Origin of the sequence: Enterovirga sp. CN4-39, from assembly GCF_049446235.1 — a bacterium.
Taxonomy (GTDB): Bacteria; Pseudomonadota; Alphaproteobacteria; order Rhizobiales; family Beijerinckiaceae; genus Enterovirga.
This window is the reverse complement of record NZ_JBMSEF010000009.1, coordinates 89,841-114,313: the sequence shown is the minus strand read 5'-3', so window position 1 is coordinate 114,313 and position 24,473 is coordinate 89,841. Positions and strand designations below refer to the sequence as shown.

The window sequence follows — 24,473 nt, the reverse complement described above, 5'->3', positions numbered from 1 at the left end:
TCGGCCTCCTCGAAGGCGAGCCTGCGTGCGTCGGCCCTAGTCCTGGAACGCCCAATCCGCCGGAAGCCAGCTGAACCGACCGCCCTCCGAGACGACGCGTCCCAGCCCCGGGAACGGCATGTGGGTGGCCGCAATCAGCACCCCCTCCTCCGCGGCCCGGGGAAAGAACCGGGTGCGCATGGCATGCGCGGCCGCGCGATCTTGCTCGAACAGGAAATTCACGTCCGTTCCCATCGTCGGATGCACGACGGGAAAGAGCATGTCAGAGACCATGACGAGGCTGCGGGACCCGTCCTCAAGGCGAACGCCGATATGGCCCGGGGTGTGTCCCGAGAGATCGATCAGCGACAGCCCAGGCGCGATCCGGTGATCGCCCTGGGTGGCCTGCAGCTTCGGGTAAAGCCGGAGCAGTTCGGACGAGAGACGGAAGCTGGTCTGGAGATAGTCCGGGGCGCCGGCCTGACGGGCCGGATCCGTCCAGTGCGCTACGTCCCGCCGGTCGGCGTAGACCTCCGCATTCGGGAAGTTTCGCCTCCCGCCCGCGACGAGGCCGCCAAGGTGATCCTGGTGCATGTGGGTGACGATGACGGCATCGATTTGATCCGGCCGCAGGCCGCGGACCGCTAGGGCGGCAGGTAGCCGCCCGGTCTCGCCCAGCGTCCCCGCCGGCCCGGCATCGATCAGGATGCGGCTTGTTCCGTCCTCGACGAGATACTGGTTGAACACGAAGCGGACGCCGCTTGGCCGGGCCGTGAACTGCGCCTTCGCGGCAGCCTCCACCTGCTCGGGCGTGCGTCCGGGAAAGTAGCTGTACGGCATGTCCGCATATCCGTCCGACAGAGCCGTCACGGTGAAGCGGCCGACCTTGATCTGGGCCAGCGGCGTCAACTCGGGGGAGGAGGACGGCGCGTCCGCCCTCGCCGCCATCGTCTGCGCACCCGTGCCGAGGGTGACGGTGGAAAGCCCGAGCATAACAGCACGACGGGGAAGCGAGGCAGCCATGAGACAAGCTCCAGGAAGGCGCGATGTCGGACATCCCAGCGTCGCCCGGCGGTCCGAACCGACAGGAAGGTAGAGCCTCCCTCCAGGAAGCTGTATCCTGGCATCTCAGGAAGCTTCCTCCCATTTTTCGGAAGACACGATGGATCGCCTCGACGCCATGTCCGTGCTGCTGGCCGTGGTGGAGGAGGGTAGCCTTTCCGCCGGATCGCGGCGGCTGCGCGCGCCGCTCGCCACGGTGAGTCGCAAGGTCGCCGACCTCGAGAAGCACTTGGGCGCTCAGCTTCTGGTGCGCACGAGCCGTCGCGTGCAACTCACGGAGGCCGGTCGGGCCTATGTCGAATCCGCCCGACGCATCCTGGAGCAGGTCGAGGAGGCGGAGCGGAGCGCCGCGGGCGAGTACAGCACGCCCAAAGGCGAACTCTACGTGACGGCGCCGACGATGTTCGGCCGTACGCACCTCCTGCCGCTCGCGATCGACTTCCTGAAGGAGCAGCCGGAGATCGACATGCGGCTTCTACTCAACGATCGCCAGGTTGACCTCGTCGAGGAGCACATCGACGTTGCGGTCCGCATCGGACACCTGATCGATCATGATCTCCGGGCCCGCAAGGTGGGCGAAGTGCGGCGGGTCGCCTGCGCGAGCCCTGCCTATCTCGCGCAACGTGGAACGCCCACGGTCCCCGAGGATCTACTCTCGCATGACGGCATCACGTTCAGGGGCTTCGCGAACGCGCCCGAATGGCGCTACCGGGGCGACGGCCCGGCGTGGGAGGCCGAGCCGCGCACGCGCCTTGCCGTGAACTCGACGGAGGCCGCGATCGCCGCAGCCGTCGCCGGTGTCGGCATCGCCCGCCTTCTCTCGTATCAGATCGAGGACGAGTTGCGGTCCGGCTCGCTCGTCGCGATCCTGGAGGAATTCGCACCTCCGCCCCTGCCGGTGAACCTGGTCTATCCCGAGGCACGTCTGGTACCGCGCAAGCTCCGCGCTTTCCTGGATTGGACCGCACCCCGGCTTCGGGCACGTCTCTGAACCGCAACCTCTGCCGCCTCCCCGCTGGGGGTCTTCGAGCGCCGGCCTCAGCCCGAGCCCAGCCGCCCTGCCCGGGAAGGCGCGGAAATCGCAGGCACCGTCAGCGGCTCCCGCCAGTCCTCCGAGACCAGGACAGAGAAGATCGTATCCGAGTCCCCGGCCGACAGGATCGCGTCCCGAACGGCCCGGTCCCGCAGGCGGCGGGCCACGCAGGACATGGACCGCAGGAGGGTGGATGGGTCGTCCTGCGGCGACAGGACGAGCGCCACGATTTGCACGAGTTCGCCATCGGCCGCCCCGAACGGGATCGGCCGCGCAAGGCGGGCAAGGAACGCCGCGGGCGCCTCCAACCCCTCGATGCAGGCATGCGGCATCGCCACCCCGCGGGCCGGTCCGAAGGTGGGCAGGTCCGGTTGGGACACGAGGGCATTGAAGACCGTGCGGTGGTCGACCCCGAGTTGCGGGGCCGCGACGCCGACCAGGTCGCGAAGGACCTGACGCCTGCTCGAGGCGTGCAGCCGAGGGAAAATGCGGTGGGGCGAGATCAGCCGCGCGAGCGCCGGCACCTGGATCATGTCCGCGTGCTCCGGCCCACAAACCCGCTTTGGCCCGGCGCCGCGCCTTGATGCTGTGCCGCGATCATGACAGCCGAAATGTCTGCGAAGAGCGGGCGGGTTTCAACCCCGCGCGTCCCGCGAGGCGCCGAAGCCCTGACCTGCACGTCAAGGCCGGAGTTTCCGGACCATGTAGCGGGCGCCCTCTCCGTAGCTCGAAAGATCTGCGGAGGGTACGGCCGCATCGTCCACCCGGAAGCCGTGCCGTTCCCAGAACGAAAGCGCTCCATCTACGGCCACGAGAGACAGGTTCGGGAGCCCGGCCGAGGCTGCGCAAGCAGCGATGCGGGCGACGATGGCTGATCCTGCGCCGCTTCCCCTCGCCTCGGGCAGCAGCGCAACATCGTGGACGTGAAGGGTCGTCGGCCGCTCTGGCAACTCGCCGAGGAGCGAGTTGAGCCGCGGCGGCTCCCCGAAAAGCCAAGGATGGCTCAACGCGTAGCCGATCAACCGCCCGGCGTCGCAAAGGGCGAAGCAGCCCTGCGGGAACAAGGCCAGGCGCTCTGCAAAGACGGAGAAATCCTCCGGGTAGTCCGGATGGACGATGGAAGCGAGGACCGCCACCGCGTCCAGGTCCCCCGCCCCCAGGAGCCTCCAGCTCCGGCCGGCCCCAGCCCTATCGCCTCGGCTTCCTGCTTCTCTCGAACCCAATCTCCCACTCCCATCGCGATCAGAAATCGGGAGCGCGGCGTCGCTCCGCGTTGCGCCATCCTCCGCAAGGCGCCATACGTCCCCGCTTTGCATGAGACATATCTACCACTAGGAGTAAGATAGATTGCATTCAGGTTCCATGCTGGATCAGGCGCTGACCCGGCTAGATGAAGCAGCCAGGCATCTCGAACTGGACGCCGACGTCCTCGAAAAGCTGAAATACCCCCGCGAGACAACCAAGGTTCGTCTGCTTATCCGCATGGACGACGGTTCGCGGAAGTCCTTCATGGCCTGGCGGTGCCGATACGACGATACACGCGGGCCGACCAAGGGCGGTATTCGCTTTCATCCGGATTCCACAGACGAGGAAGTCGAGACGCTCGCCTTCTGGATGACATTCAAATGCGCCGTGATGAACCTGCCCTATGGGGGTGGTAAGGGCGCCGTCCGTGTGGACCCGCATACCCTGTCCAAGTCGGAGCTGGAGCGGCTGTCGCGGGCCTATATCCAGGCCTTCTCGAAGATCATCGGGCCCGACCGGGATATCCCCGCGCCGGACGTCTATACGAATTCGATGATCATGGGCTGGATGGCCGATGAATATGCCTCGATCGTCGGCGAATCCACGCCGGCCGTAATCACCGGGAAGCCCATAGCTCTGGGCGGATCCCTCGGCCGGGACGATGCGACCGCGCGGGGCGGCTTCTACCTCGTCCGCCATCTCGCCGAGAAGCTCGGGCTGGCGCCGGGTGGCCGGGTCGCCATCCAGGGTTTCGGCAATGCCGGCCAGCATATCGCGCGGCTGCTCGCCTCCGACGGGTACAAGATCGTCGCCGTGTCGGATTCGGGCGGAGCGATCTCCTGCCCGTCCGGCCTGGATCTGGAGAGGCTCTTCGCCGCGAAGCGGACAGGCTCGGTGACAAGCCTCGCGGGCTCCAATGGTGTCACGGCACTACCCGGCGACGAGATCGTCTCGGTCGAATGCGACCTTCTCGTGCCTGCTGCCCTGGAGGACATGATCCACGCGGAGAACGCGGCGAGCGTCCGCGCGCGCGTCGTGCTCGAACTCGCGAACGGCCCGGTGACGCCCGAGGCGGATGCCATCCTGGCCCGGAAGGGCGTGGTCGTGCTTCCCGATATCCTGGCGAATGCCGGCGGTGTGACGGTCTCGTATTTCGAGTGGGTACAGAACCGGCAGGGCTATTACTGGCCGGTCGAGGACGTCCATGCTCGACTGAAGACCGCGATGGAGCGCGAAGGCGAAGCGATCTGGGAAATGGCCGCGAAGCACGCGACGACCCTTCGGAGCGCCGCCTACGTCCACGCGCTTTCGCGCCTGGCGCAGGCCATCGAGGCGCACGGCACGCAGCAGTTCTTCGCAAGCTAGCCTCTTCGCATATCGTGAGACGACCTTCGCCGGCCCGGGCAAATGTCCGGGCCGTTGTCAGCCTGCCGCGCGCGCTGTCGAAACTCGGCTTCTGCTCGCGCCGCGAAGCCGAGAGGCTGATCCTGGCCGGCCGGGTGCGGGTCGACGGCCGCCCTGCGGGCAGCCTCGCGCTCCGGGTCGATCCCGACTTGTCCCGGATCGAGGTGGACGGTGAAGCCGTCCGGGGCACGCGGAAGCTGTACCTGGTGGTCAACAAGCCGCGCGGCCTCGTCACCACGCGGGACGACCCTCAGGAGCGAGCGACCGTCTACGATTGCCTCGCCGGAACGGATCTGCCCTTCCTGTCGCCTGTCGGGCGGCTGGACAAGGCCAGCGAGGGGCTCCTCCTGATGACCAACGACACGCAATGGGCTCAGCGGCTCCTGGACCCGGCCTCGAACGTCGAGAAGGTCTACCATGTCCAGGTGAGAGCCGCGCCGGACGATGCCGCGCTCTCGCTCTTGCGTGCGGGAATCGTCGACGGTGGCGAGCGGCTGACCGCCCGGCGCGTCGAAGTCACCCGCCAGGGGCCCCGGACCGCATGGCTCGAGATCGTGCTGACCGAAGGGAGAAACCGGCAGATCCGCCGCATGGCGGAGGCCGCGGGTTTGAGCGTGGAGCGCCTCGTCCGGGTCGGGATCGCGGGGTTGCAACTGGGCGATCTCGGGAAGGGCGAGTTCAGGGAGCTCTCGGCCGCCGAGAAGACGCTGGTCGATCAGGCCTTGCCCGAGGCGAGCCGGACTTCCCGCGCTGTGCCGTCCGGCGAACCATCGGTGCGCCGCGACGGCAAGCCGGCAGGTCACCTGCAGCCTCGCCCGCCGCGATCGGGACGGGTCCAACCGCCACGGGCTCGGCGAGGGCGCTCCCTTGCTTGAAATGCGCTTCTCAGCCCGATCGAACTCGCGTCACGTGTGCTGCGTGATCACGTCGAGGAATGCCTCGCCGTAGGCGGCGAGCTTGCGGTCGCCGACGCCCTGGACGCGGCGCAGCTCGTCCAGGGTCGTCGGCCGCTGCTCCGCCATCTCGATCAGCGTGCGGTCGGGGAAGATGATGTAGGCCGCCACGCCTTCGTCCCGCGCGATGCTAAGGCGGACTGCCCGCAACGCCTCGAACAGCGCGGTCGTGGCCTCGTCGAGCCCTTGGAACCGGGCGTTGCGCGCCTGGCGACGGTCGCGACGCTCGGCAGGCGGCCGCGCCGGCGGTGGCCGCAGCGCGATGCGCTCGCGCCCGAACAGGATGGCCTCGCCCTTCTCGGTCAGGCAGAAGCCGCCATGCTCCTCGCTCGCCTCCGCGAGAGCCCCGGCGGCATAGAGCTGGCGGATGGTGGTGCTCCAGGCGCGTTTGTCCCGGTCGCGTCCGACGCCGAACGTCTTGATCTTGTCGTGGCCGTGGCGCGTCACGGCATCCGTCGCCTCACCGCACAGCACGGCCGTGAGATGTCCCGTCCCGAAGCGCTGGCCGGTGCGGGCGACGGCCGAGAGCACCTTCTGCGCCGCCTCCGTCGCATCCACGGCCTCGATCCTGCCGGTGCAGAGATCGCAACGGCCGCACGGCCCGGATTCCTCCCCGAAATAGGCGAGCAGCGACTGGCGGCGGCAGAGGGCCACCTCGCAGAGGTCGGTCATCGCGGCGAGGCGGCGATGCTCGATGCGACGACGCTCGTCGCTGATCTCCTTCTCGTCGATCTGGCGCCGGCGCAGCATCATGTCGTCGATGCCGTAGAGCGTCAGCGTCTCGGCCGGGAGCCCATCGCGGCCGGCCCGGCCGATCTCCTGGTAATAGCTCTCGATGCCGCCGGGCATGTCGGCGTGGACCACGAACCGGACGTCCGGCTTGTTGATGCCCATGCCGAACGCCACGGTCGCAACCATCACGATCCCGTCCTCCTGGAGGAAGCGATCCTGGTGGCGACTGCGCTGCGCCGGGTCCATGCCAGCGTGGTAGGCGAGCGCGTTGTGGCCCCGCTCCGAGAGGGCCGTTGCAAGGCGCTCGGTCGAGTTGCGCGAGGCTGCGTAGATCACGCCGCTTGCGCCGCGGTGACGGCGCAGGAAGGTCTCGATCTGGTCCCGCGGCCGATCCTTCGCCTCGAAGCGCAGCTCGATATTCGGCCGGTTGAAGCTGTGCACGACGACGCGCGGCGGATTGGGAAAGAGCTGGGCCGCGATATCGGCCCGCGTCGTCCTGTCGGCCGTCGCCGTGAAGGCGATCACCTGCACGTCGCCCAAGGTCTCGCGAACGCGCGCGAGCTGGCGGTATTCCGGCCGGAAGTCGTGCCCCCATTGGGAGACGCAATGGGCCTCGTCGATGGCCAGGCGCCGGGTGCCGGCCTGGCGCAGGCGCGCCGAAAGGGATCCGGCAGCCAGCCGCTCCGGCGAGACGAAGAGCAGGCTCAGCTTGCCGGCATCCAGCCGCGCGAGCGTGTCGAGCCGGCTCTCGTCATCCTCCGAGGAATTCAGGCTCGCCGCCGCGACCCCGAGCGCCCGCATCTGGCGGACCTGGTCTCGCATGAGGGCGATCAGGGGCGAGACCACGACCGTCAGGCCGCCATCGACCAGGGCGGGCAGCTGGTAGCACATGGACTTGCCGCTGCCGGTCGGCATCACGGCGAAGACGTCCTCGCCAGCCAGGACGGCCTCGACGATCTCGCGCTGACCCGGCCGAAAATCGTCGTAGCCGAAAACCTGCTTCAGGACGGCGCGCGCCCGATCGGCCACGATCATAGGCCCCACGGTCGCGGGCGCCTTGGAGCGAGCCCGCGCCGCTGCCGGGTGGACTCATCCAGGTTCAGCATGGGGGCGGGCTACCGAACCGGCCCGGACCGGTCAATGCGCCTCCCGGTCCCCCCGACCCGCCCGCAACGGGTTGCGGCCAAGTGTGCGGCGGCCTTGCCCGCATTCTCCGTCGCGTTCAAAGCCCTCGTAGCGTCCGGCTTGGAAGGCCGGCCGAGACGCAATCCTATCCGGGGCTGAGCAGGTGGCAGAACTCATTGTCGCGCTGGGCGACACGCGATTTCGCGTGGAACGCCCGTTTGGATCGTGGCCGGCAAACTCCGGCTTCGTGACGGACGTGACCGCCGATCCGCGCGGGCACGTGTTCGTGATGCTGCGCCATGATCCGTTGGTTCACCCAAACGACCCGCGCATCGTCGAGCTTTCGCCGGAGGGCGACTACATCCGCGGCTTCGGGGGAGACGCGATCGCCGACGCGCACTACCTGCATGCCGGCCCGGACGGCCGGCTCTGGGCCGTCGACCGCGATATGCACGAGGTCGTCATCCTCTCCGCGGCGGGCGAGCGAGTGGGCGGCCTCGGCACCCGCGGCGGCCCGCTCGCGCCTTTCAATCATCCGGCCGACGTCCATGTATCGGCCTGGGGCGACATCTATGTGGCGGACGGCTACGCCGCCTCCCTCGTCCATCGCTTCGCGGCAGACGGCACGCCGCTCGGGTCGTGGGGCGGCCTCGGCAGCCGCGAGGGCGAGTTCGGCTGGCCGCACGCCCTCTGGACGTTCGCCGACGGCCGCGTGGTCGTCGTGGACCGGACACATGACCGCGTGCAGGTCTTCGACCGCGAGGGCCGGCATCTCCAGACCTGGGGCGACTTCCTGCAGCCGGTCGCGATCTGGGGGGACCCGGAAGGCCGGAGCTACATCACCGACCTCGTGCCGAACCTCCATCTCATCGACGCCGACGGACGCCGGATCGGGCGCTGCCGCCCCATGCTCAACGGCGCGCACGGGATCTGGGGACTGCCGAACGGCGACGTTCTTCTGGCGGAGGTCAATCCGAGCCGGGTGACCCGCCTCAGACGGATATCCTAGCTGCTGAGGAGGGCGGCGGGAGGGCGGACACCAGGGCGGAGGGCCCGGACAACTGCGAAGGTCCTCGATCGGACAGTCCCCAGCCCTGCCCGGCACCCGCAACCGATTGCAGCTACATTGTGCGGGGGGTCTGACACCGGCGGCGAAGGACCCGAGACGTTGAAAAAGATGCTGATCATGGGCCTGCCTGGAGCGGGCAAGACGACGCTTGCTGGGCTCGTCGCCAAGCGGCTGAACGCGGTTCACTTCAATGCCGACGAGGTTCGCCGGCACGTCAATCGCGATCTTGGCTTCTCGGAGGAGGACCGGGTCGAGCATGCCCGCAGGATGGGCTGGCTCTGCGACCAGGTCACGAAGACGGGCGGCTTCGCTGTGGCAGACTTCATCTGCCCAACTCCCTCGACACGGGCTGCGTTCCAGGAGGGCGGGGAGGCATTCATCGTCTGGCTCGACCGGATCAAGGCGGGACGGTTCGAGGATACCAACAGGCTGTTCGAGCCTCCCGGACGGCACGACGTCCGGGTCACGGAGGAAGGCGCCCCGGAGCTTTGGGCCGAGCGGGTGTGCAGCCTGGTCCGCCCCGTCTTCGACCCCAAGGCACCGACAGCTCTCTTCATCGGCCGGTACCAGCCCTTTCACGACGGGCACCGGCAACTCATCATCGAGGGGCTCAAGCGCGTCGGGCAGGTCTGCGTCGCGATCCGCGACACGGGTGGAACGGACGCAAAGAACCCGTTCTCCTTCGAGCAGGTGCGCGCCCGCATCGAGCACGGGCTGCGCGAGTTCGAGGGCCGCTTCGTGGTGGTGCCGCTGCCGAACATCACAAACGTCTTCTATGGCCGGGATGTCGGCTACGAGGTCGCCCGGATCGACCTCGGCCAGGACGCCGAAGGGATCTCGGCCACGCGCGTCCGGCAGAGGCTCGGGCTCTCCTAGCCGGGCAGAGGTGCCGAGATGGGCCGCGCTGTCATTCACATCGGCCTGCCCCGAACCGGTACGACGACGTTTCAGGCGATTCTGGCCGACCACCGGGACGTCCTTGCCCGCAATGGCGTGCTCTATCCCGAGCTGACGCCGCGTTCGGCTACGGGGACGCCGCCTCACATCAGCCATCAGCACCTCGGGGAGACGCTGGACTGGCGGCGCCCGCGGGCCGAGCGACGCGAACTGACAGGAGCGCTCGCGGAGCAGGTCCGGGCCGCCAGGCCGGAAGTCGTCTTGATCTCGTATGAGCGGCTGGCGCTGCTTCGGCCATGGCACCGCGGACCGGCGATCTTCCGCGAGCTCTTCGCGGCCCTCGGATACAAGATCGAGGTGCTGATGACGGTTCGCCCGCAAGACGGGGCGATCAACTCGCAATATGCGTGGCGCGCGCAGTTTCTGCGCGAGGCGCGCCCGTTCAAGATCGCCTTCCAGCGAGACCTGCGCGACCAACGATACGACTACGCGCGCATCCTCGAGCCCTGGGCAGCCATCGCCCACACCCGACCCGAGGTGGTCCCGCTGCAGGATGCTCGATCCGGGGCGCCTCTCGTCGAGCGTCTCCTCGACGCCGTCCGCCTCGGCCACCTGAAGGGAGAACTGGTCGACGGCGCTGTGCCGCCGCAGCTGGAGAACCGTAGCCCCGGCCCCTTTGCGGTGGAGATATCGCGCCGGCTCCGGGCGGAGTGTGGGCCGCTCGGACTGGAAAACCGGGCCGCCAGGCAGCTGACCGAGGAGATCTCCACGCTCCTGCGAAAGCGAGATCTGGACGCGGAGTCCTTCCGCGGGCTGGACGACGGAGCTCGTGCTCGCGCGCGGGAGGCGTTCGGGAGAGCGAACGACGCTTTTGCCCATGCCGTCTGGGGCGAGCCGTGGGACGCATGCGTCGCGTCCGAGCCGGGCCGCCCCCCGAACGATCTCCAAAGAACCGCGACAGAGCGGGATGAAGCCATCATCGCGGAGATCATGACGGACCTGCGCGGCCGCTACCCGATCCAAGCGCGCGGCAGCGCCCGACTGCTGGCTCGGGCGAAGGAGGCGATCGCACGCCCCTTCCGCTGACCGACGGGCCTTCACCCGCAGGGAGACGAGCGCCTCACATGGGGTGCCCGCCCTCCTCGCAGCGGCCGCAAGTTCTGACAGTGCCCGTCGCCACGCCGGGCCGGTAGAAGCCGGGGCTCCTTCCGGGCGGCACAGGACGCAGGCTGCTGCAGGAAGCCCAAGAGCGGCAGAACCAGCCCAACGGCAACCTGAGCGCTCCGCCACTTCCTGCAATGGAGGCACGACATGAGCCGGCTAGCCCACCTCGCAAGCGCAGCGCTCCTCTCCGCCGGTTTCTGCGGCGGCGCGCTTGCGCAAGCCGGGCCGACCTTCACCCCGGGCGAAACCGGCAATCGCTATGACCTCTGCTATCCCGTCGCGGCCACCGGCCGTCCAATCGTGAGCTCGATCCCGGATTCCGCATGCAAGCTTCTGGAATTCGACCGCGAGGATTGCGAGGCGATCGTGCGCGCCTCCAACCAGCCCGTCGTAAACCAGCCCCCCTGTTTCGCTTTCAGACAGGAAGACGTCCGGCCCAAGCCGGCCTCCTCCATCGCCGCCGCGATTGCCGCCGCGCATCCCGGGTATGCGCCAGGCGAGCTGCAGTAGCGGGCTCTAACGTCAGTTCCGTTTGGCCCAGTCTAACGACCGATGCCCAGAACGAGCGGGACGGCATCGCCGCGAGCCGCATCCAGCCGCTCGAACGTGACTCCGAACACCTGGTCAAGGACCGGGCTCGTCGCCGCATGGGTCGCGTGAGCATCGAGCGCTACGCGGCCGCCATCCAGCACGATCAGGCGGTCGCAGAAGCGCAGCGCCAGGTCGAGTTCGTGGAGGACGACGGCGGCGGTTCCGCACTCCGCGTAGGATCTGAGCCGGCGGAGTGCCGCGTGGCGGTGCCGCACGTCGAGGCTCGCCCCCGGCTCGTCGGCGAGAAGGATCGGCGGGCGCGTTACCGTCACGGACGCCAGCAGCGCGCGGGCACGCTCGCCTCCGGAGAGGCTCGACCAGCGCCGGTCGAGCAGCGGCTCGAGTTCGTTCTCCTCGACGGCAGTCGCGCGGGCGCCAGGAGGTGCCATCGCGCGCGAAACGCCCATGTCGAGCACCTCCCGAACGCTGTAATCCCAGGCCGGCTCGAAGCGCTGCGGCACGTAGCCGATGAGGCGCGCCCGCTCCGGGCTCGACAACGACCGCACGGGGACGCCGCCTGCCAGGACATCTCCGTTCTCCGGGAGGATCAGCCCGGCGAGGCAACGCAGCAGGGTCGACTTCCCCGCCCCGTTCGGCCCCACGATGCCGACCAGTTCGCCCGGCCGCAAGCAGAGCGTGACGCCGTCGAGAAGCGCCCGTCCGCCGCGCCGAACGGAAAGGTCCTTGGCCGCCAGCGCCGTCACGCCCGGAGTCTCCGGACCAGCACCAGGAGGAAGAAGGGTCCGCCGAGCGCTGCCGTGATGAGGCCGAGCGGCACCTCCGCCGGCGGCAGCGCGGCGCGCGCCACCCCATCGCAGACGAGCACGAGCGCTGCCCCGATCCCGGCGCTCACGGGCAGCAATGCGCGATGGCGGGGCCCGACCCACCACCGCCCGATGTGAGGCGCGATCAGCCCCACGAAGGCGACGAGCCCGCCATAGGACACAGCGACGGCCACCACGGCGGCCCCGACCAGAACCGCAATCCCGACGAAACGGCCAGGATCGAGCCCGAAGCCATGCGCGACCTCGTCCCCGAGCCCGAGAAGATCGAGCCCGCGTGCAAGCCGCATGGCCAGCAGCATGCACGCGCTCACCAGCCCGGCCAGGACCGCGAGCCCGGTCCAGCCCGGCGTCTGGATGCCACCGAGCGTCCAGCTCAGCACGATCTGCAGGCTGACCGTCTCGTCCGACAGCGCAAGCATCAGGAAGGAGCGGACAGCGCCGAGCACGGCGGCGACCGCGATGCCTGCGAGCAGCAGTCCCGCGGCGTCGATCGTACCCGCGAGCCGCCCGACCGCGAGCACCAGCGCCGTCGCGCCCCAGGCGCCTCCGAACGAGAGGAGCGCAAGCGCATAGCCGGACGGGACGCCGAGGGGTACGAGGAGCGCGACCGTCGCCCCGATCGCGGCTCCACCGGCGGAGCCGAGGAGGTAAGGCTCGGCGAGCGGGTTGCGAAACACGCCCTGGAAGATCGCCCCGCCCAGACCGAGCAGCGCGCCGACGAGCCCGGCCGCCAGGACGCGCGGCAGCCGCCATTCCAGGAGAAGCCTGCTGCGCAGGGACTCCTCTCCTGCGAGCGCCCGCAGGAGATCGGCCGGCGTCGCCCAGTCGTGTCCCGCGGAGGCGGACAAGACGGCCGACACGACGATCACGGCGGCGAGACCGAGCGGCGGTTTCACGGCATTCCCCGCAGGGTTCTGGCCAGAGTCTCGATCCCGTCCACCGTTCGCGGTCCGGGGATCAGGAACTGCGCGCGCTCGACCGTGAAGGCCCGGCCGGCCCTGACGGCGCGCATGTCGCGAAAGCCCGGCCGGGCAATGAGCTCGGCGAGGCCCTGCTGCGAGCCCGCGAAGAGCAGCACATCGGGATCGGAGGCGAGCACGGCTTCAGGCGAGACCTGCGGGACGGCGCCTCGCCCGGCCAGCGCGAAGCAGGCACCCGACCGGACCATCGCATCGCCCGTATAGGTGTCGGGGCGCGCGGCGAGGAGCAGCCCGTTGCCGAGCTGCCCGGTGACCATCACGGCGCTCGGACAGGGACGCCCTGCCCCGCCGGCGGCGACGACTTCGAGCCGGCGCGCAAGCGAAGCGGCCACGGCCTCCCCCTTCTCCGGCGCACCGAGCGCCTGACCAAGCAGGCGCAGATTGCCGAGAACCTCCTCCATGGACCTCGCGAGGAGGACGATCACGGGGATGCCGAGCCGCTCCATGGGATCGAGCAGCTGGTGCATCGCCTGGCGGGACGGCGTGACGATCACGAGATCCGGCCGCTGCGCCGCGACCGCGTCGACCGAGAAGCCCAACCTGCCGCCGACACGCGGCCGCGACAGCACCTCGGGTGGGAAGCGCGTGTAATCCTCGATCCCGACGATCCGATCCGCGAGCCCGAGCGCCGCCACCAGCTCGACGTTGGAGGCGAAGATGGGCACGATCCGCATGGGTGGCGCCGCGATCTCGACTGTCCGGCCCACCGCGTCCGACACGGAGACGGGCCCCGCTGCGGCCGACGGCGGAACAGCGGCTCCGCCGAGCAGGGCCGCGAGCGCGAGGAGCGGGACGCGCACCGGTCAGAAGCGCGCCTGCACGCCGACCTGGACGTCGCGGCCGGGCATCGAGGTGCCGATCCCCCCGTTGTAGAAGCGCAGATCGGCAACCACTGCGCCCTTATCGTTCGCGATGAAGAGCGGATGGTTGTTGACGTCGAAGACGTTGTTCACCGCCAGGTAGAGCTGGACGCCTTCATCCAGCTGAACCTCGCCGCGAACGTTCCAGATCGCGAACGGGCTCTTTTTCCAGATGTACTCGCGATACGGCTCCACCTCAGGCACGAGCAGGTTCTCTTCGGTGTTGTAGTAGACCGGGCCGCGGATGATGCTCTGGACCTGGATGGTCCAGTCATGCGCGGTGCCGATCGAACCAAATCGTGTCCCGAGCGCCGCTTGGTACCGATACACGCGCTCGACATTGTGCGTATTCGCCGTCGCGACCGTCAGCGAGCCCTTGTCCTTCATGTCGAAATTGTAGCTGCCGTTGGCATAGAACTGCCATCGCCAAGCATCGGATTGCCGACCGATCAGCGCCAGCATGTCCTGGTCGTATTGCAGCTCGATTCCCCTGATCAGCACGTCGCCAGGGTTGTTCACGTAGTCGGACGTATTCGCGACGCCCGGGCGCAACCGCGTAGTGATCCGGTCCTGGATCACGTTCTGGAACAGGGCAGCGTCGAGGCGCCAGCCGGGCCCGGCGAACGTCGCCCCAACCTCGATCTGGTCGCTGGTCTCAGGCTTCAGATTGGGGTTGCCAAACGTGCGCCCTCCCCCGAGTGCGGTGAAATCCGCCGCGAGTTCCGTCGCGGTGGGCGCACGGAAGCCGGACGAGGCGCCGACCCGCAGCGCCAGCCAGTCGCTGGCGGTCCAGGCCGCCCCGGCCGAATAGGTCAGCGCGTCATAGGGGTTCGAGGCCGGCCGTTGCGCGGCGAGATACGGTGTCTGCTGGAAGTACGTGCGGCCCCAGGTCTGACGGAGACCGCCGCGCAAAGTCACCCTGTTGTCGAAGAGCTTCTGGATGTTTTCGAAGTAGATCGCCTGGCTGCGGTCGGTCTGGTTGTTGTCGTAGGGTGGGACCTGCGCCAGCACGTTGCCCGGCACGCCGATCCGGTAGCGATGCGAGCGCAGGACGCTCTCCTCCCAGTCGTGGCCGATCAGCAGTTCGTTGCCTTCCCAAAGGGTGAAGCGCGGTTGCAGGCGCGTTCCCGCGATGTCGAGCCCACGCTTGTTGTAGTCGGAGGAAGTTCCCGGCGCGGGCAGACTGCCGCTCCGCACGACGGGCGAAGCCCATTTGAACTGGTCGACATCCCGCACCGCGTAGAACTGCGCGAAAAGGTTCGCGCCGCCATCCAGCGCCACCCCGGAATAGGAAGCGTCGAACGAGGCGTTGAAGCGGTTGTCGCGGCTCAGATAGTTCGCGCTCGATCCCCGGAAGCCGGAATCGTAGATCCCGTCCGTGCGGAAGGTGAAGTCGAACCGGTGGTCCGGGTGAACCTGGAAACCGAAGGCGCCCGTCAGACCGTTCCGCTTCCACGAGGTGTTGATCTGGCGCCGGCCGCCGCCGGCGTCGTAATCGCCGCGCCGGCTGCCCGACACGCCGAGGTAATAGTCAACCCCCTCGACCGTGCCGCCGGTCTGCGCCCGGCCCTGCGCGAGTTCCCATAGTCCCGTGGTGCCTTCGATCAGGCTGCCCGGTGCCGTCCTGCCGGTCTTGAGGATGATGTTGATCACGCCGCCGATGTTCTGGCTGCCATAGATCACCGAGGCAGGTCCGCGCACGATCTCGATGCGCTCGACATCGGCGACGGAGAGCTTGGAGAGGTTTGCCGTGCCGGCGCGGCGCCCGTTGATGAGGACGAGCACCTGGCCCTTGAAGTCTCGCCCCTGGCCGTCGGTCGCGCCGCCCCGGATGTTGATGGAGGTTTGGCCCGGGGCCCATTCCGAGAGGAAGCCAGCAGCGTTCTCGGCCAGGAGGTCGGTCAGCGACTTGGCGCTGGAATGCCCGATCTTCTCGCGGTCGATGACCTGCGTGGTCGCGGCGACCTCGCTCTGCCGGGTCGGAATGCCGGTCGCGGTCACCACGATCTCGTCCAGGCTGGTCGGGGCCGGGAGGCCCGGCTGCGCGAGAGCCGTAGCCGTGGCGGCGAAGCCGGCCAGGGCGAGAACGGCGGGCAGGGCGAGTCTCATCTCGCCCCCCAGACCAGGATGGCGGACTCACGCGGGACGGTGAGACGGAAGCCGTCATCCACCGCCTCGGCCGCGGCGGAGAGGTGCGCGGCGAGGGCGGGGCGGCGTGGATCTTCCCCGTCCCAGCCTAGCCGGCCGGCGAGATAGGTGGCGATGGCGGGAACGCTGCGGACATGCAGCGAGAAGCACCAGGAGCTTTTCAAAACCACTTCCGGGTGGCTAGCCGGTGGGAGTTGCCCGAGCACGATGTCCACGCCGGGCGTTTCGTCCTCGCCATGCCATTCACGCGGGAGGCAGCCCGCGAGGCAAAGCCCGCGGGGCCCGTTCTGGGCCGGCACGACCCAGACGATCGAGGCCCGCGTCCAAGCCCGGCACCGGGCCAGGAATTCGGATGCGGAGGTCAGCGGCGCAGGCATGTTCGCCGCCAGCACGGTGTCGAAGCCGCCCGCCGGGAGCCGTGCTTCGGTCCACTCGACGGGAATGACTTGGGGTGGCGCCGGAAGACGACCCAGGCGGGCCAGCATCGTCGGGGACGGTTCGACAGCCGTCCATTCCGCGCCTGACATGCGCAGGGAAGCGCCGAGCTGCCCCCCACCTGCGCCGATGTCGAGAAGGTGCCCCCTGCTCGGCAGAACCTGTCGGATCAGCGGCGCGACACGTGCCACGTAGTCTGAGGTGTCGATCCCGGACGCGTAGAGCTCGAGGGGATCAATCGCGGCTTCGCCGCCTTCGGGGGTCTGCATCACCGCTCGATACGTTACGTTGTAACATTACACAAGAACAAAGGGGACGCGACGGGTCCGCCGCGCGACTGAGCCGCGCGGCCTCCCCCCGCCGGCGCCTTTGCCCGCGGGGTTCGACGCCTACTGACGCCTAGCCTTTGGAAGTCGCTACGCGCTCTGCCCCGAAGCGGTCCCCGGGAGTTCCGGACGCGTAACCCCGATCATGCAGTCCCGCGTGACGAGGGCGGCGAGAGACTCCAGGTCCCAACCTTCCGTCCCCGCAGGGCGCTCCGGGATCACCAGGTAGCGAAGGTCCGCCGTGCTGTCGTGAACGCGGATCTCCGTCTCCGCGTCCAATTCCAGCCCGAACTCGGCCAGGACCGCACGCGGCTCACGAACCACCCGCGCGCGGTAGTCCGGTGCCTTGTACCAGGCCGGCGGGATGCCGAGCAGCATGCGCGGGTAGCAGGAGCAGAGCGTGCAGACGACGACGTTGTGGATCCCGGGCTCGTTCTCGACGACCCGCAGGTCCGGCATGCCGGCGACGATCATCCCGATGCCGGTTTCCCTTTCGAGCGTCTTGAGCGGACTGGCGATCAGCTCCCGCTTGAAGGTCTCGTCGGTCCAGGCCCTTGCGACGACCTTCGCGCCGAGTGCCGGATTGCGGCTGTCCATGGTGTCGATCTGACGCTGGACCAACTGGGCGCTGATGACGCCTTTCTCGATCAGCAGCTCCCGAAGGGCCTGTTCGAGAAGCCGGGCTTCGGTCGGCGGCGCAGGATCGTCGGCGGCCGGAGCGTGGGGGTGATCGTGGTCATGATCGTGGTCATGCCCGTGATGATGATCGTCGTGGTCGTCGTGCACGGTCGAAGCTCCTTACGCCGCGCGAGTCTCGGCCGTCACCGGGGTGAGCCAGTGCTCGTAGAGATCGGCAAGCAGTATGTCCTTGGGTCCCTGGTAGCTGGGCCAGAGATCGGCCTGGCGGAAGCTGACCCGGTAGAGCCGGCGGCAAGGGAGGCCAGGCTTATGGAAGGCGAGCAGCGAGGGATCATGGAACGTCCCGACTTCCGCCAGAACCGTCCCGACCCTGCCGCGAAGATACGACGGGGTGCGGCAGTGCCGCTCCGGCGGGCCGGGCCGAACCACCACGCGCGTGCCGGGAAGGAGTGTGGAGGTGGTCACGCCGCAACGCCCCCCTGTGCGGCTGCGCGCAGAGCGCTGATGCGCGCTTCGATCTCGGCCGGGGCGAGGACCTCCTGCTCCACCAGCAGGTCGCGCACCGCATAGAGCCACTTCTCGTAGTAGCCGCGGCTGGCGTACGTCTCCGGCGAGTTCGCCTCGATGGCGCGGCGGAGAGCATCGACCCGGAAGGCGCCGATCGACGGGTTCGTCATCAGCATCACGAGGGCATCGACGCGCTTCTCGAACAGCGTCAGGGGATGCTCGTGGCGATCGACAGGCCCACCGTCTAACCCACCCAGGTCGTTGACGGCTCTTTCCGGGATTCCGCTCACTGCTTCACTCCTTCCGCCGGGCTCGGCTTCGCGGGATAGACGAGGATGCTGCCCGGTGGGAACCGGGCCCACACCTCGGAGCCCGGTGCAAAGCGCTGCTCGATGCCTGGCTCCGTGATCGAGATCTGAGCCCTCACCGAGAAGCCCGGATTGTCGACATAGACATCCGCCACCGGCCCCTTGAAGACGATCTGGTTGATGCGGCCGCGCACGGCGTTCTGCTCCGGCTGCTCTCCGGTGGACAGCGCAATCTTCTCCGGACGGAGCGCTAGCAGGACCTCGGCGCCCGCAGGGGCGTCGATTCCAGGGCCGGACAGCACGATCCCGCCATCGACCCGGTAGCCGGTATCGCGTCCGCTCCGCTCCACCTTCGCCCGGATGACCGAGCTCGCGCCGAGGAAGTCCATCGCCCGGGCACTCCGCGGCTTCTCGTAGAGGCTCCCCGGGCGGCCGATCTCCGCGATGTCGCCATCGAACATGAGCGCGATCCGGGAGGCGAGCGAGAGCGCCTCCTCCTGGTCGTGCGTCACGATGATGGACGTGATCCCGAGATTCGCCTGCAGGCGCTTTAGTTCGAACTGCATCTCGTCCCGCAGCTTGCGGTCGAGAGCGCCGAGCGGCTCGTCGAGGAGCAGGATGTCGGGCTCGATCACCAGGGCCCGCGCGAGCGCCACACGCTGGCGCTGGCCACCGGACAGGGCGAGCGGATAGCGCTCGGCGAAGCGCTCCAGCCGCACCATCCGAAGGGCCTCGGCGACGCGCCCGGCGATCTCGCTCTTGCCGACGCCGCGCCGGCGGAGGCCATAGGCGATGTTGTCCGCCACCGTCATATGCGGAAACAGGGCGTATTCCTGGAACACCAGCCCGATGTTCCGCTTGTGCGGGGGCAGTTCGGAGATGTTCCGCCCGTCGATCCTGATCGATCCGGAGGTCGGCCGAGCGAACCCGGCGACCGAGCGGAGCGTCGTCGTCTTCCCGCAGCCGGACGGGCCGAGGAGCGCGACGCATTCCCCATCCGCGACGTCCAGGGACAGGTCCGGGATCACGCGCACCGGCCCGTAGGAGACGGCGAGATGCTCAATTTCGAGGCGAGCCATGGCGATCCTAGCGGGGCAAAGCCAGTGAGATGATGCGGAAGCGCTTCTCGGCCAGCGCGATGATCAGCGTCACGACGACGATGTAGACCGAGGAGAACGCGGCCGGGGTCGGGTCCAGGTTCTGGTTGATGTAGTTGAACAGCTCGATCGGCATCGTCGTGTACTCGCCACGGACGAGGAAGAGGCTGATCGGATAGTTGTCGAACGAGATCAGGAACGCGAACAGGAAACCCGAGACGAGGCCCGGCGCTATCTGGGCCAGGGTGACGGTGAAGAAGACCACGATCGGGGTTGCACCAAGCGAGGCGGCTGCCTGCTCCTGCGTCCTGTCCGAGAGAACCAGCGCCGAGACGATCGTCCGGAGCGGATAGGCGAGGACGAGCACCACGTGGCCGATGATCAGGCTGGTCAGCGAAAAGGCCATGCCCGACATGATGAAGAACTGGATGAGCGCCATGCCGATCGCCACCATCGGCAGCGCCGCCGGGGAGGCCAGCAGCGCCGCGATCGCGGAGCCGAACGGCACCCCGCCCCGGACGATCGCGAGCGCGGCTCCGGTTGCGAAGAGAGTCGCGAGCGTTCCGGAGATGAGCGCCACCTTGAAACTGGTCAGGGTGGCTTCCCCGATCCGCGCGATCGACCCGATCTCGCCGTACCAGTGGAGGGACAATCCGGTCGGCGGGAAGGCGATGAAGCTCGACTTCTCGAACGACCCCACCATCGTCACGACGACGGGGAAGACCAGGAAGGCGAGCCCGAGCGCCGCCAAACCCGAGAGAACGACCGTGTAGGAGCGGGACTCAAACACGGGCGACCCCTATCCGGCGGACCGAGAAGGTATAGGCGGCGAGCGCCGCGAAGGTGCACACGGTCAGCACCACCACGATCGCCGCCCCACGCGCGAAGTTCAGCTGGACGAGCATCTCGTCGGCCGCCACCTGGGACACGAAGGCCGTCGATGGGGCGCCCAGCATCAGGGGCGTGACGAAGGCGCTCGTTGCGATCGCGAACGTAAGGCTGACACCGCCATAGATGCCCGACATCGACAGCGGCAGGACGACCGTTCGCAGCGCCGTCACCGGCGAGGCGCCCAGGGATTGCGCGGCCTCCCAGGTCGACGGACTGAGGCGAACCAGGGAACCGTATATCGGCAGGATCATGAAGGGCAGCGCGTAGTGCACGAGGCCCACGAGGACTGCGCCCTCGCTATACGCCATCCGGACGGGCGCCTCGAAAATCCCGAGTGCCAGCATCAACTGGTTCACGGGTCCCGCATCCGCCAGGACGATGAGCCAGCCATAGTTCCGGACGATGAGGCTCGCCGCCAGGGAGGCGAAGGTCACCACGAGGATCGCGGTTCGCAACCTGCGGCCGCAGCCGATGAGGAACAGCGCGATCGGGTAGGCGATCAGGAAGGTGATCGCGGTGGTTGCCACCGACAGCCGCATCGTGCGCTCGAGCGCGGTGAGGACACGCCGGCTCGAGAGAGCCGACGCGTAATGGCCGAGTGTCAGCGAGCCGGCCTGGTCAAGAACGCTGCCCGCGAAGAGGTTCGCCAGGGGCGCGAAGTAGAACGCGGCCATGAAGGCGACCGCGGGCACGATCAGCAGCCCATTGCGGCCGAGCTTGAGCGTCCAGGCGGGCCAGGCGAACCCGCCTGGCGCCTGACCCGGCATCGTTTGCGCGATGCTTGCCATCGTCGGATGTCAGCCGAAGATGTCGTTCCACTTTTCCGCGATCTTGGGCCGCTCCTTGGCCAGGAAGGCCCAGTCGGCATAGAACGTCTTGTCGAGCGATCCGATGAGCTTCAAGGTTTCAGCAGACGGCTCGACGTCCTTGTGGCCGCAGCGCGCGCCGAGAACCTTGTCGATCTTCGTCTGGAAGTCCTTCGACAGCGACATGTCGACGTATTTCTGGGCCAGTTCCACGTTGCGAGCGTTGAGCGGCATGTTCAGCCCCACGATCTCGCCGTGCATGCCCTCCTTGAGATCGACGACCGGGGCGATGTTGGCGCCGGAGGCGATCACCGGATTGATGAAGCAGCCATAGAACGGCACGACCGGCACCTGGCCGCTCTGCAGCATCTGGATGGCCTGCGGCGCACCCGTGTAGACGACCGCACCGTTCTGCTTGAGCTTCGCGAGATGGGCGAGGCCCGCGTCGAGGTCGTACTGCGCGTCCTTGAACGGCTTGCCGGTCGCGACCTGGGCGGCCGTCGTGATCATGCGAGACGCCGTTGTTCCACGAGATCGGCGGGATCGCGATCTTCCCCTTGTAGGCGGGCTCCCACATGGCAGCCCAGCTATCGGGCCGGTCCTTGATGCGCTGCGTGTTCACGTGGAGCGTGTTCATCGCGTCGATGCAGCCGGCGGAGAAGTCGTCCGCGAAATTGAACTCCGGCCGGAGGTTGGCGAAGTTCGGGATCTTGCTCCGATCGTGCTGCTTCAGGAGCCCCTCTGCCCGGGCGAGCAGGACGCCCGCATCGGAGAACTGCATCAGGTCGGGCGGATTGTCCTTCTGCGTCTTGAGCATCCCCAGCATTGCGGCCGTGGCGGATTGCTGGACGATGACCTTGGCGCCCGTCTCCTTTTCGAAGAGGGGATTGAGCTCGTCGATCCAGAGCTTCGCGAGCAGGCCGTTGTTGAGAATGACGTTGATCTGCCCGGCAGCGCGCGCCTTCGTGGTGACCCACGGCGCGGCAAGCGCGACGGAGGACACAGCCAAGAGCTTCGTCAGGGCGCCACGGCGAGTGTCGCCCGTGGCCGGCGCGTTTACGTCGTCCCGTTTCGTCATCTTCGACCCCTCTTTATGCCTGCCTTGGTGGCAGCTTTGACGCCCTGGACGGCCAAGTGGCCGGCTGGATCGGAGAGCCTGTTCCAATCCGCCCGAACCGGTCCCGATGGCTCCGGCGCTTCTGAGGCGCCGGACCTATCGCCAGGAGACGGTCCTGCTCCGTCCATGTCCTGCAGGTTGCGCAATCCGCGTGCCACCGGAACGCGCCTCCTGTGGAGAGGAGAGATATGTCAGCAATCCTGACCTGAAGCACGCTACGAAACGTTTCACACCGTCACATGAAACGCGCGTCGGAGGATTCCAGCGCGGTCGAGCCAATCTGGTGATCGTCGGGCGGCTGCTCCGTCATGCCTCACGGGAACAGCAGACTCACGGCCGGACTGCGGGAGTTTCGATCGCCAGGCCGGCCGCGCGCTGCATGAGGAAGGCCTCGAGCTCGATGTATTCGGGCGCATCGAACGGATAAGGCTCCGCCCGGACGCCGCTCATGCAGTTGCGGAAGCGACGTTGCAGGGAGCCGACCGACTGCCATTCCAGCCGGTAGATCGGATAGCCGACCGGGTGGGCCTGCGGGATTGGCGCGCCCGCGAGCCGGCGTCCCCAATTGTCATCGTGGCAGGCGGCGCAAGATAGGTCCAGTTGGCCCATGCGGGCCGAGAACAGCTTGCGCCCGCGCTCGCGGACCGCTGCCATGTCAGATCCCCCGGGGGGCGTGATCGGCATCCCGCGGGACTGGTGCGATACGAAGGCCGTGACGGCTAGGCGTTCCGGGCTTTCAGGCTGCCAGGCTTGCGCCCCCTGGCGCTCGCTTCGGCACAGGTCGATCTGGCCGGCGAGGTCGAGGGGCGCCTTTCGGTCGCCGCTCCAGGCCGGATATCGCGCGGCGACGCCCTTCATCGAACTCCTCGCGTCGCCGTGGCAATCGGCGCAGGATTTCGCGGCCGATCCGGCCCGCACACCCCAGAGCGCCTCGCCGTCCAGGACCGCGAGCATGCCCGGATTGGCCATGTCGTCGGTCTGCATGGCCCGGGTTTCCGGGCTCATCCGCTCGAAGTCGGAGCGGCGATCCCCCGGCTTTATCTCGGCCCCCAGGGGTAGGGCGACGAGACAGACGAGCAGCGTGAGAGCAAGACGCCTCACGCCACCTCGATCGAGGCCGTCTCGGTCTGTCTGAAGCCGTTATCGCCCGTCCAGGTGAGCGTGATGGTGCCGCTCTCGGTCGCAACGGTCGTGAAGACCAGATACGGGTTGGCCGACATCGCGGGATGAAGCTCGGCGCTGAAGACCTCGACGCCATTATAGGCGCAGGCGAAGCGCGTGATGATGTCCCGCGGCAGGATCGTGCCGTTCGGGCCGGGCCGGTAGCCGGTCTCCATCGGGTGGGAGATCAGCGTCCGGATCTCGATCACCTCGCCGCGCCTGGCGGTCTTTGGGACATTGATGAGCGCGCGCGCCATGTCACGAGCCCTCGATGCAGGCGGCGAGCGTGACGATCACGTCCGCGGTGCCGGACCAGAACGACCCGTCGTTCATCTCCGCAACGGCCGTGATCCGCTGCGAATTGGCGAGCCGGATGCGGGTCGCGAGGGTGGCGCGGCCGGAGCGCGGCCCGAGATGGGCCGTGATGACGTTCGGCTGCGGGTTCTTCTCGTTGAACACGGCGATGCGGCGGACATGGTCCGCCTCGATCATCGGGCTCTCGACCGCCACGGTGAGCGGCGCCGCGTTGCCGTTCTCGACCAGAGGCGGCAGGTCGAGCTTCACCCGGCCCGGCTTCACCTCCGCCCCTCCGGTGAAATGCCGGACGGCGCCGGCCATCTCCTCGGGCGTGGCGAGGGCCGGCACAGTGAGGACAAGCGACGCAGCACCGCCGGCGAGCAGGGCTTCACGCCGGGTCGGGCCTAGCGGCATAGAGTGCTCCTCACGGCTCTCCCCTGAGGGTGACGAGATAGGCCACGATATCCTCGATGTCCTGCGGCTCCAGCACCGATCTTCCACGCCAAGCGGGCGCGACACGGTTGAAGCCGTCGCGGCGGAGATAGGACGGCATGATCGTGTCCGGATTGAGCCGGTGCGCATCCGCCACGCGGAGCCGCAACTGGCCTTCCGACCAGCGCGCGCCAGCCCCCGCGAGGGGCGGCGCGAGATCGCCCTGGAAGCGCTCCTCCGGGATCGGGGCTGAATGGCACAGCAGGCAAAGCCCGCGCGTGCGGTCGGCCACGATGGCGCGCCCCCGCGTTGCATTTCCCGGTACGCCGGTCAGCGAGTTCGGCATCGCGTCCCCGATCACCTCCTGGGCGACCGAGAAGCCGGATCCCACGAAGAGCGCCAGCACCACCGCTCCGAAGCCACGCCACAT

Annotated in this window: 27 protein-coding genes and 1 pseudogene; 7 read left to right on the top strand and 21 right to left on the bottom strand. The window is 68.3% G+C overall.

What is annotated here, in order from left to right; all coding sequences use genetic code 11:
• Nucleotides 1-36 precede the first annotated feature (36 nt).
• Nucleotides 37-972: an MBL fold metallo-hydrolase gene (locus ACO2SS_RS16025; RefSeq protein ID WP_423278858.1), complete on the bottom strand. Its 936-nt coding sequence runs from the start codon at nt 970-972 to the stop codon at nt 37-39.
• 169 nt (nt 973-1,141) lie between these two features.
• Here ACO2SS_RS16025 and ACO2SS_RS16020 point away from each other — a divergent pair, with 169 nt between their 5' ends.
• The gene (locus ACO2SS_RS16020; protein ID WP_423278715.1) at nt 1,142-2,032 is read left to right on the top strand and encodes a LysR substrate-binding domain-containing protein; all 891 of its coding nucleotides are present in this window, start codon (nt 1,142-1,144) and stop codon (nt 2,030-2,032) included.
• Between the two features lie 47 nt (nt 2,033-2,079).
• Here ACO2SS_RS16020 and ACO2SS_RS16015 read toward each other — a convergent pair whose 3' ends face one another.
• On the bottom strand, nt 2,080-2,607 hold the full coding sequence (locus ACO2SS_RS16015; protein ID WP_423278713.1) for a PTS sugar transporter subunit IIA: 528 nt from the start codon (nt 2,605-2,607) through the stop codon (nt 2,080-2,082).
• A 147-nt stretch (nt 2,608-2,754) separates the two neighbouring features.
• Entirely contained in the window at nt 2,755-3,210 is a 456-nt protein-coding gene (locus ACO2SS_RS16010; protein WP_423278711.1) for a GNAT family N-acetyltransferase, read from the bottom strand.
• A gap of 226 nt (nt 3,211-3,436) precedes the next feature.
• On the opposite strand from ACO2SS_RS16010, the gene ACO2SS_RS16005 reads away from it, so the two are divergent.
• Both ACO2SS_RS16005 and ACO2SS_RS16000 read left to right on the top strand, forming a co-directional pair.
• On the top strand, nt 3,437-4,684 hold the full coding sequence (locus ACO2SS_RS16005) for a Glu/Leu/Phe/Val family dehydrogenase (RefSeq protein ID WP_423278857.1): 1,248 nt from the start codon (nt 3,437-3,439) through the stop codon (nt 4,682-4,684).
• A gap of 14 nt (nt 4,685-4,698) precedes the next feature.
• Nucleotides 4,699-5,598, top strand: coding sequence for a pseudouridine synthase (locus ACO2SS_RS16000; RefSeq protein WP_423278709.1), 900 nt, complete (start codon nt 4,699-4,701; stop codon nt 5,596-5,598).
• 30 nt (nt 5,599-5,628) lie between these two features.
• On the opposite strand, the gene recQ is transcribed toward ACO2SS_RS16000, so the two are convergent.
• Nucleotides 5,629-7,443, bottom strand: a complete 1,815-nt coding sequence (recQ, locus tag ACO2SS_RS15995; RefSeq protein ID WP_423278856.1) for a DNA helicase RecQ — start codon at nt 7,441-7,443, stop codon at nt 5,629-5,631.
• A 253-nt stretch (nt 7,444-7,696) separates the two neighbouring features.
• On the opposite strand from recQ, the gene ACO2SS_RS15990 reads away from it, so the two are divergent.
• From ACO2SS_RS15990 to ACO2SS_RS15975, 4 genes are all read left to right on the top strand, one after another.
• Nucleotides 7,697-8,542 (top strand): hypothetical protein, encoded by an 846-nt coding sequence (locus ACO2SS_RS15990; protein WP_423278707.1) that lies wholly within the window; start codon nt 7,697-7,699, stop codon nt 8,540-8,542.
• A gap of 168 nt (nt 8,543-8,710) precedes the next feature.
• A complete protein-coding gene (locus tag ACO2SS_RS15985) occupies nt 8,711-9,478 on the top strand; it encodes an adenylyl-sulfate kinase (RefSeq protein WP_423278855.1) in 768 nt (255 codons plus the stop codon).
• A gap of 18 nt (nt 9,479-9,496) precedes the next feature.
• Complete coding sequence (locus ACO2SS_RS15980; RefSeq protein WP_423278705.1) at nt 9,497-10,585, top strand: hypothetical protein; 1,089 nt, start codon at nt 9,497-9,499, stop codon at nt 10,583-10,585.
• 225 nt (nt 10,586-10,810) lie between these two features.
• Nucleotides 10,811-11,173, top strand: coding sequence for a hypothetical protein (locus ACO2SS_RS15975; RefSeq protein ID WP_423278703.1), 363 nt, complete (start codon nt 10,811-10,813; stop codon nt 11,171-11,173).
• 32 nt (nt 11,174-11,205) lie between these two features.
• On the opposite strand, the gene ACO2SS_RS15970 is transcribed toward ACO2SS_RS15975, so the two are convergent.
• The 17 genes and pseudogenes from ACO2SS_RS15970 to soxX form a co-directional block, all read right to left on the bottom strand.
• Nucleotides 11,206-11,958 (bottom strand): ABC transporter ATP-binding protein, encoded by a 753-nt coding sequence (locus ACO2SS_RS15970; RefSeq protein ID WP_423278701.1) that lies wholly within the window; start codon nt 11,956-11,958, stop codon nt 11,206-11,208.
• Nucleotides 11,955-12,935 carry a FecCD family ABC transporter permease gene (locus ACO2SS_RS15965; protein ID WP_423278699.1) on the bottom strand — a complete coding sequence of 327 codons (981 nt, stop codon included), beginning with the start codon at nt 12,933-12,935 and terminating at the stop codon, nt 11,955-11,957. Before ACO2SS_RS15965 ends, ACO2SS_RS15970 begins: the two co-directional genes overlap by 4 nt.
• On the bottom strand, nt 12,932-13,819 hold the full coding sequence (locus ACO2SS_RS15960) for an ABC transporter substrate-binding protein (RefSeq protein ID WP_423278697.1): 888 nt from the start codon (nt 13,817-13,819) through the stop codon (nt 12,932-12,934). The genes ACO2SS_RS15965 and ACO2SS_RS15960 overlap by 4 nt, the downstream gene beginning before the upstream one ends.
• 3 nt (nt 13,820-13,822) lie before the next feature.
• A complete protein-coding gene (locus tag ACO2SS_RS15955) occupies nt 13,823-15,988 on the bottom strand; it encodes a TonB-dependent receptor (protein WP_423278695.1) in 2,166 nt (721 codons plus the stop codon).
• Nucleotides 15,985-16,731, bottom strand: coding sequence for a class I SAM-dependent methyltransferase (locus tag ACO2SS_RS15950; RefSeq protein ID WP_423278693.1), 747 nt, complete (start codon nt 16,729-16,731; stop codon nt 15,985-15,987). Before ACO2SS_RS15950 ends, ACO2SS_RS15955 begins: the two co-directional genes overlap by 4 nt.
• Nucleotides 16,732-16,878: 147 nt before the next feature.
• Nucleotides 16,879-17,574 carry a nitrile hydratase subunit alpha gene (locus ACO2SS_RS15945; protein WP_423278691.1) on the bottom strand — a complete coding sequence of 232 codons (696 nt, stop codon included), beginning with the start codon at nt 17,572-17,574 and terminating at the stop codon, nt 16,879-16,881.
• A 12-nt stretch (nt 17,575-17,586) separates the two neighbouring features.
• Nucleotides 17,587-17,892 (bottom strand): SH3-like domain-containing protein, encoded by a 306-nt coding sequence (locus ACO2SS_RS15940; RefSeq protein ID WP_423278689.1) that lies wholly within the window; start codon nt 17,890-17,892, stop codon nt 17,587-17,589.
• On the bottom strand, nt 17,889-18,224 hold the full coding sequence (locus ACO2SS_RS15935; protein WP_423278687.1) for a hypothetical protein: 336 nt from the start codon (nt 18,222-18,224) through the stop codon (nt 17,889-17,891). Before ACO2SS_RS15935 ends, ACO2SS_RS15940 begins: the two co-directional genes overlap by 4 nt.
• Entirely contained in the window at nt 18,221-19,321 is a 1,101-nt protein-coding gene (locus tag ACO2SS_RS15930; protein ID WP_423278685.1) for an ABC transporter ATP-binding protein, read from the bottom strand. The genes ACO2SS_RS15935 and ACO2SS_RS15930 overlap by 4 nt, the downstream gene beginning before the upstream one ends.
• A gap of 7 nt (nt 19,322-19,328) precedes the next feature.
• On the bottom strand, nt 19,329-20,129 hold the full coding sequence (locus ACO2SS_RS15925) for an ABC transporter permease (RefSeq protein ID WP_423278683.1): 801 nt from the start codon (nt 20,127-20,129) through the stop codon (nt 19,329-19,331).
• Complete coding sequence (locus ACO2SS_RS15920; RefSeq protein ID WP_423278681.1) at nt 20,122-21,018, bottom strand: ABC transporter permease; 897 nt, start codon at nt 21,016-21,018, stop codon at nt 20,122-20,124. Before ACO2SS_RS15920 ends, ACO2SS_RS15925 begins: the two co-directional genes overlap by 8 nt.
• A 9-nt stretch (nt 21,019-21,027) precedes the next feature.
• Nucleotides 21,028-21,546: an extracellular solute-binding protein gene (locus ACO2SS_RS15915; protein WP_423278679.1), complete on the bottom strand. Its 519-nt coding sequence runs from the start codon at nt 21,544-21,546 to the stop codon at nt 21,028-21,030.
• Nucleotides 21,547-21,583: 37 nt separating this feature from the next.
• Nucleotides 21,584-22,114: pseudogene (locus ACO2SS_RS15910) on the bottom strand (extracellular solute-binding protein); the annotation flags it as partial.
• A 369-nt stretch (nt 22,115-22,483) separates the two neighbouring features.
• Complete coding sequence (soxA, locus tag ACO2SS_RS15905; RefSeq protein WP_423278677.1) at nt 22,484-23,254, bottom strand: sulfur oxidation c-type cytochrome SoxA; 771 nt, start codon at nt 23,252-23,254, stop codon at nt 22,484-22,486.
• Nucleotides 23,251-23,571, bottom strand: a complete 321-nt coding sequence (gene soxZ / locus ACO2SS_RS15900; protein ID WP_423278675.1) for a thiosulfate oxidation carrier complex protein SoxZ — start codon at nt 23,569-23,571, stop codon at nt 23,251-23,253. Before soxZ ends, soxA begins: the two co-directional genes overlap by 4 nt.
• Before the next feature lies 1 nt (nt 23,572).
• A complete protein-coding gene (locus tag ACO2SS_RS15895) occupies nt 23,573-24,025 on the bottom strand; it encodes a SoxY-related AACIE arm protein (protein WP_423278673.1) in 453 nt (150 codons plus the stop codon).
• Between the two features lie 10 nt (nt 24,026-24,035).
• Nucleotides 24,036-24,473 carry a sulfur oxidation c-type cytochrome SoxX gene (soxX, locus tag ACO2SS_RS15890; protein ID WP_423278854.1) on the bottom strand — a complete coding sequence of 146 codons (438 nt, stop codon included), beginning with the start codon at nt 24,471-24,473 and terminating at the stop codon, nt 24,036-24,038.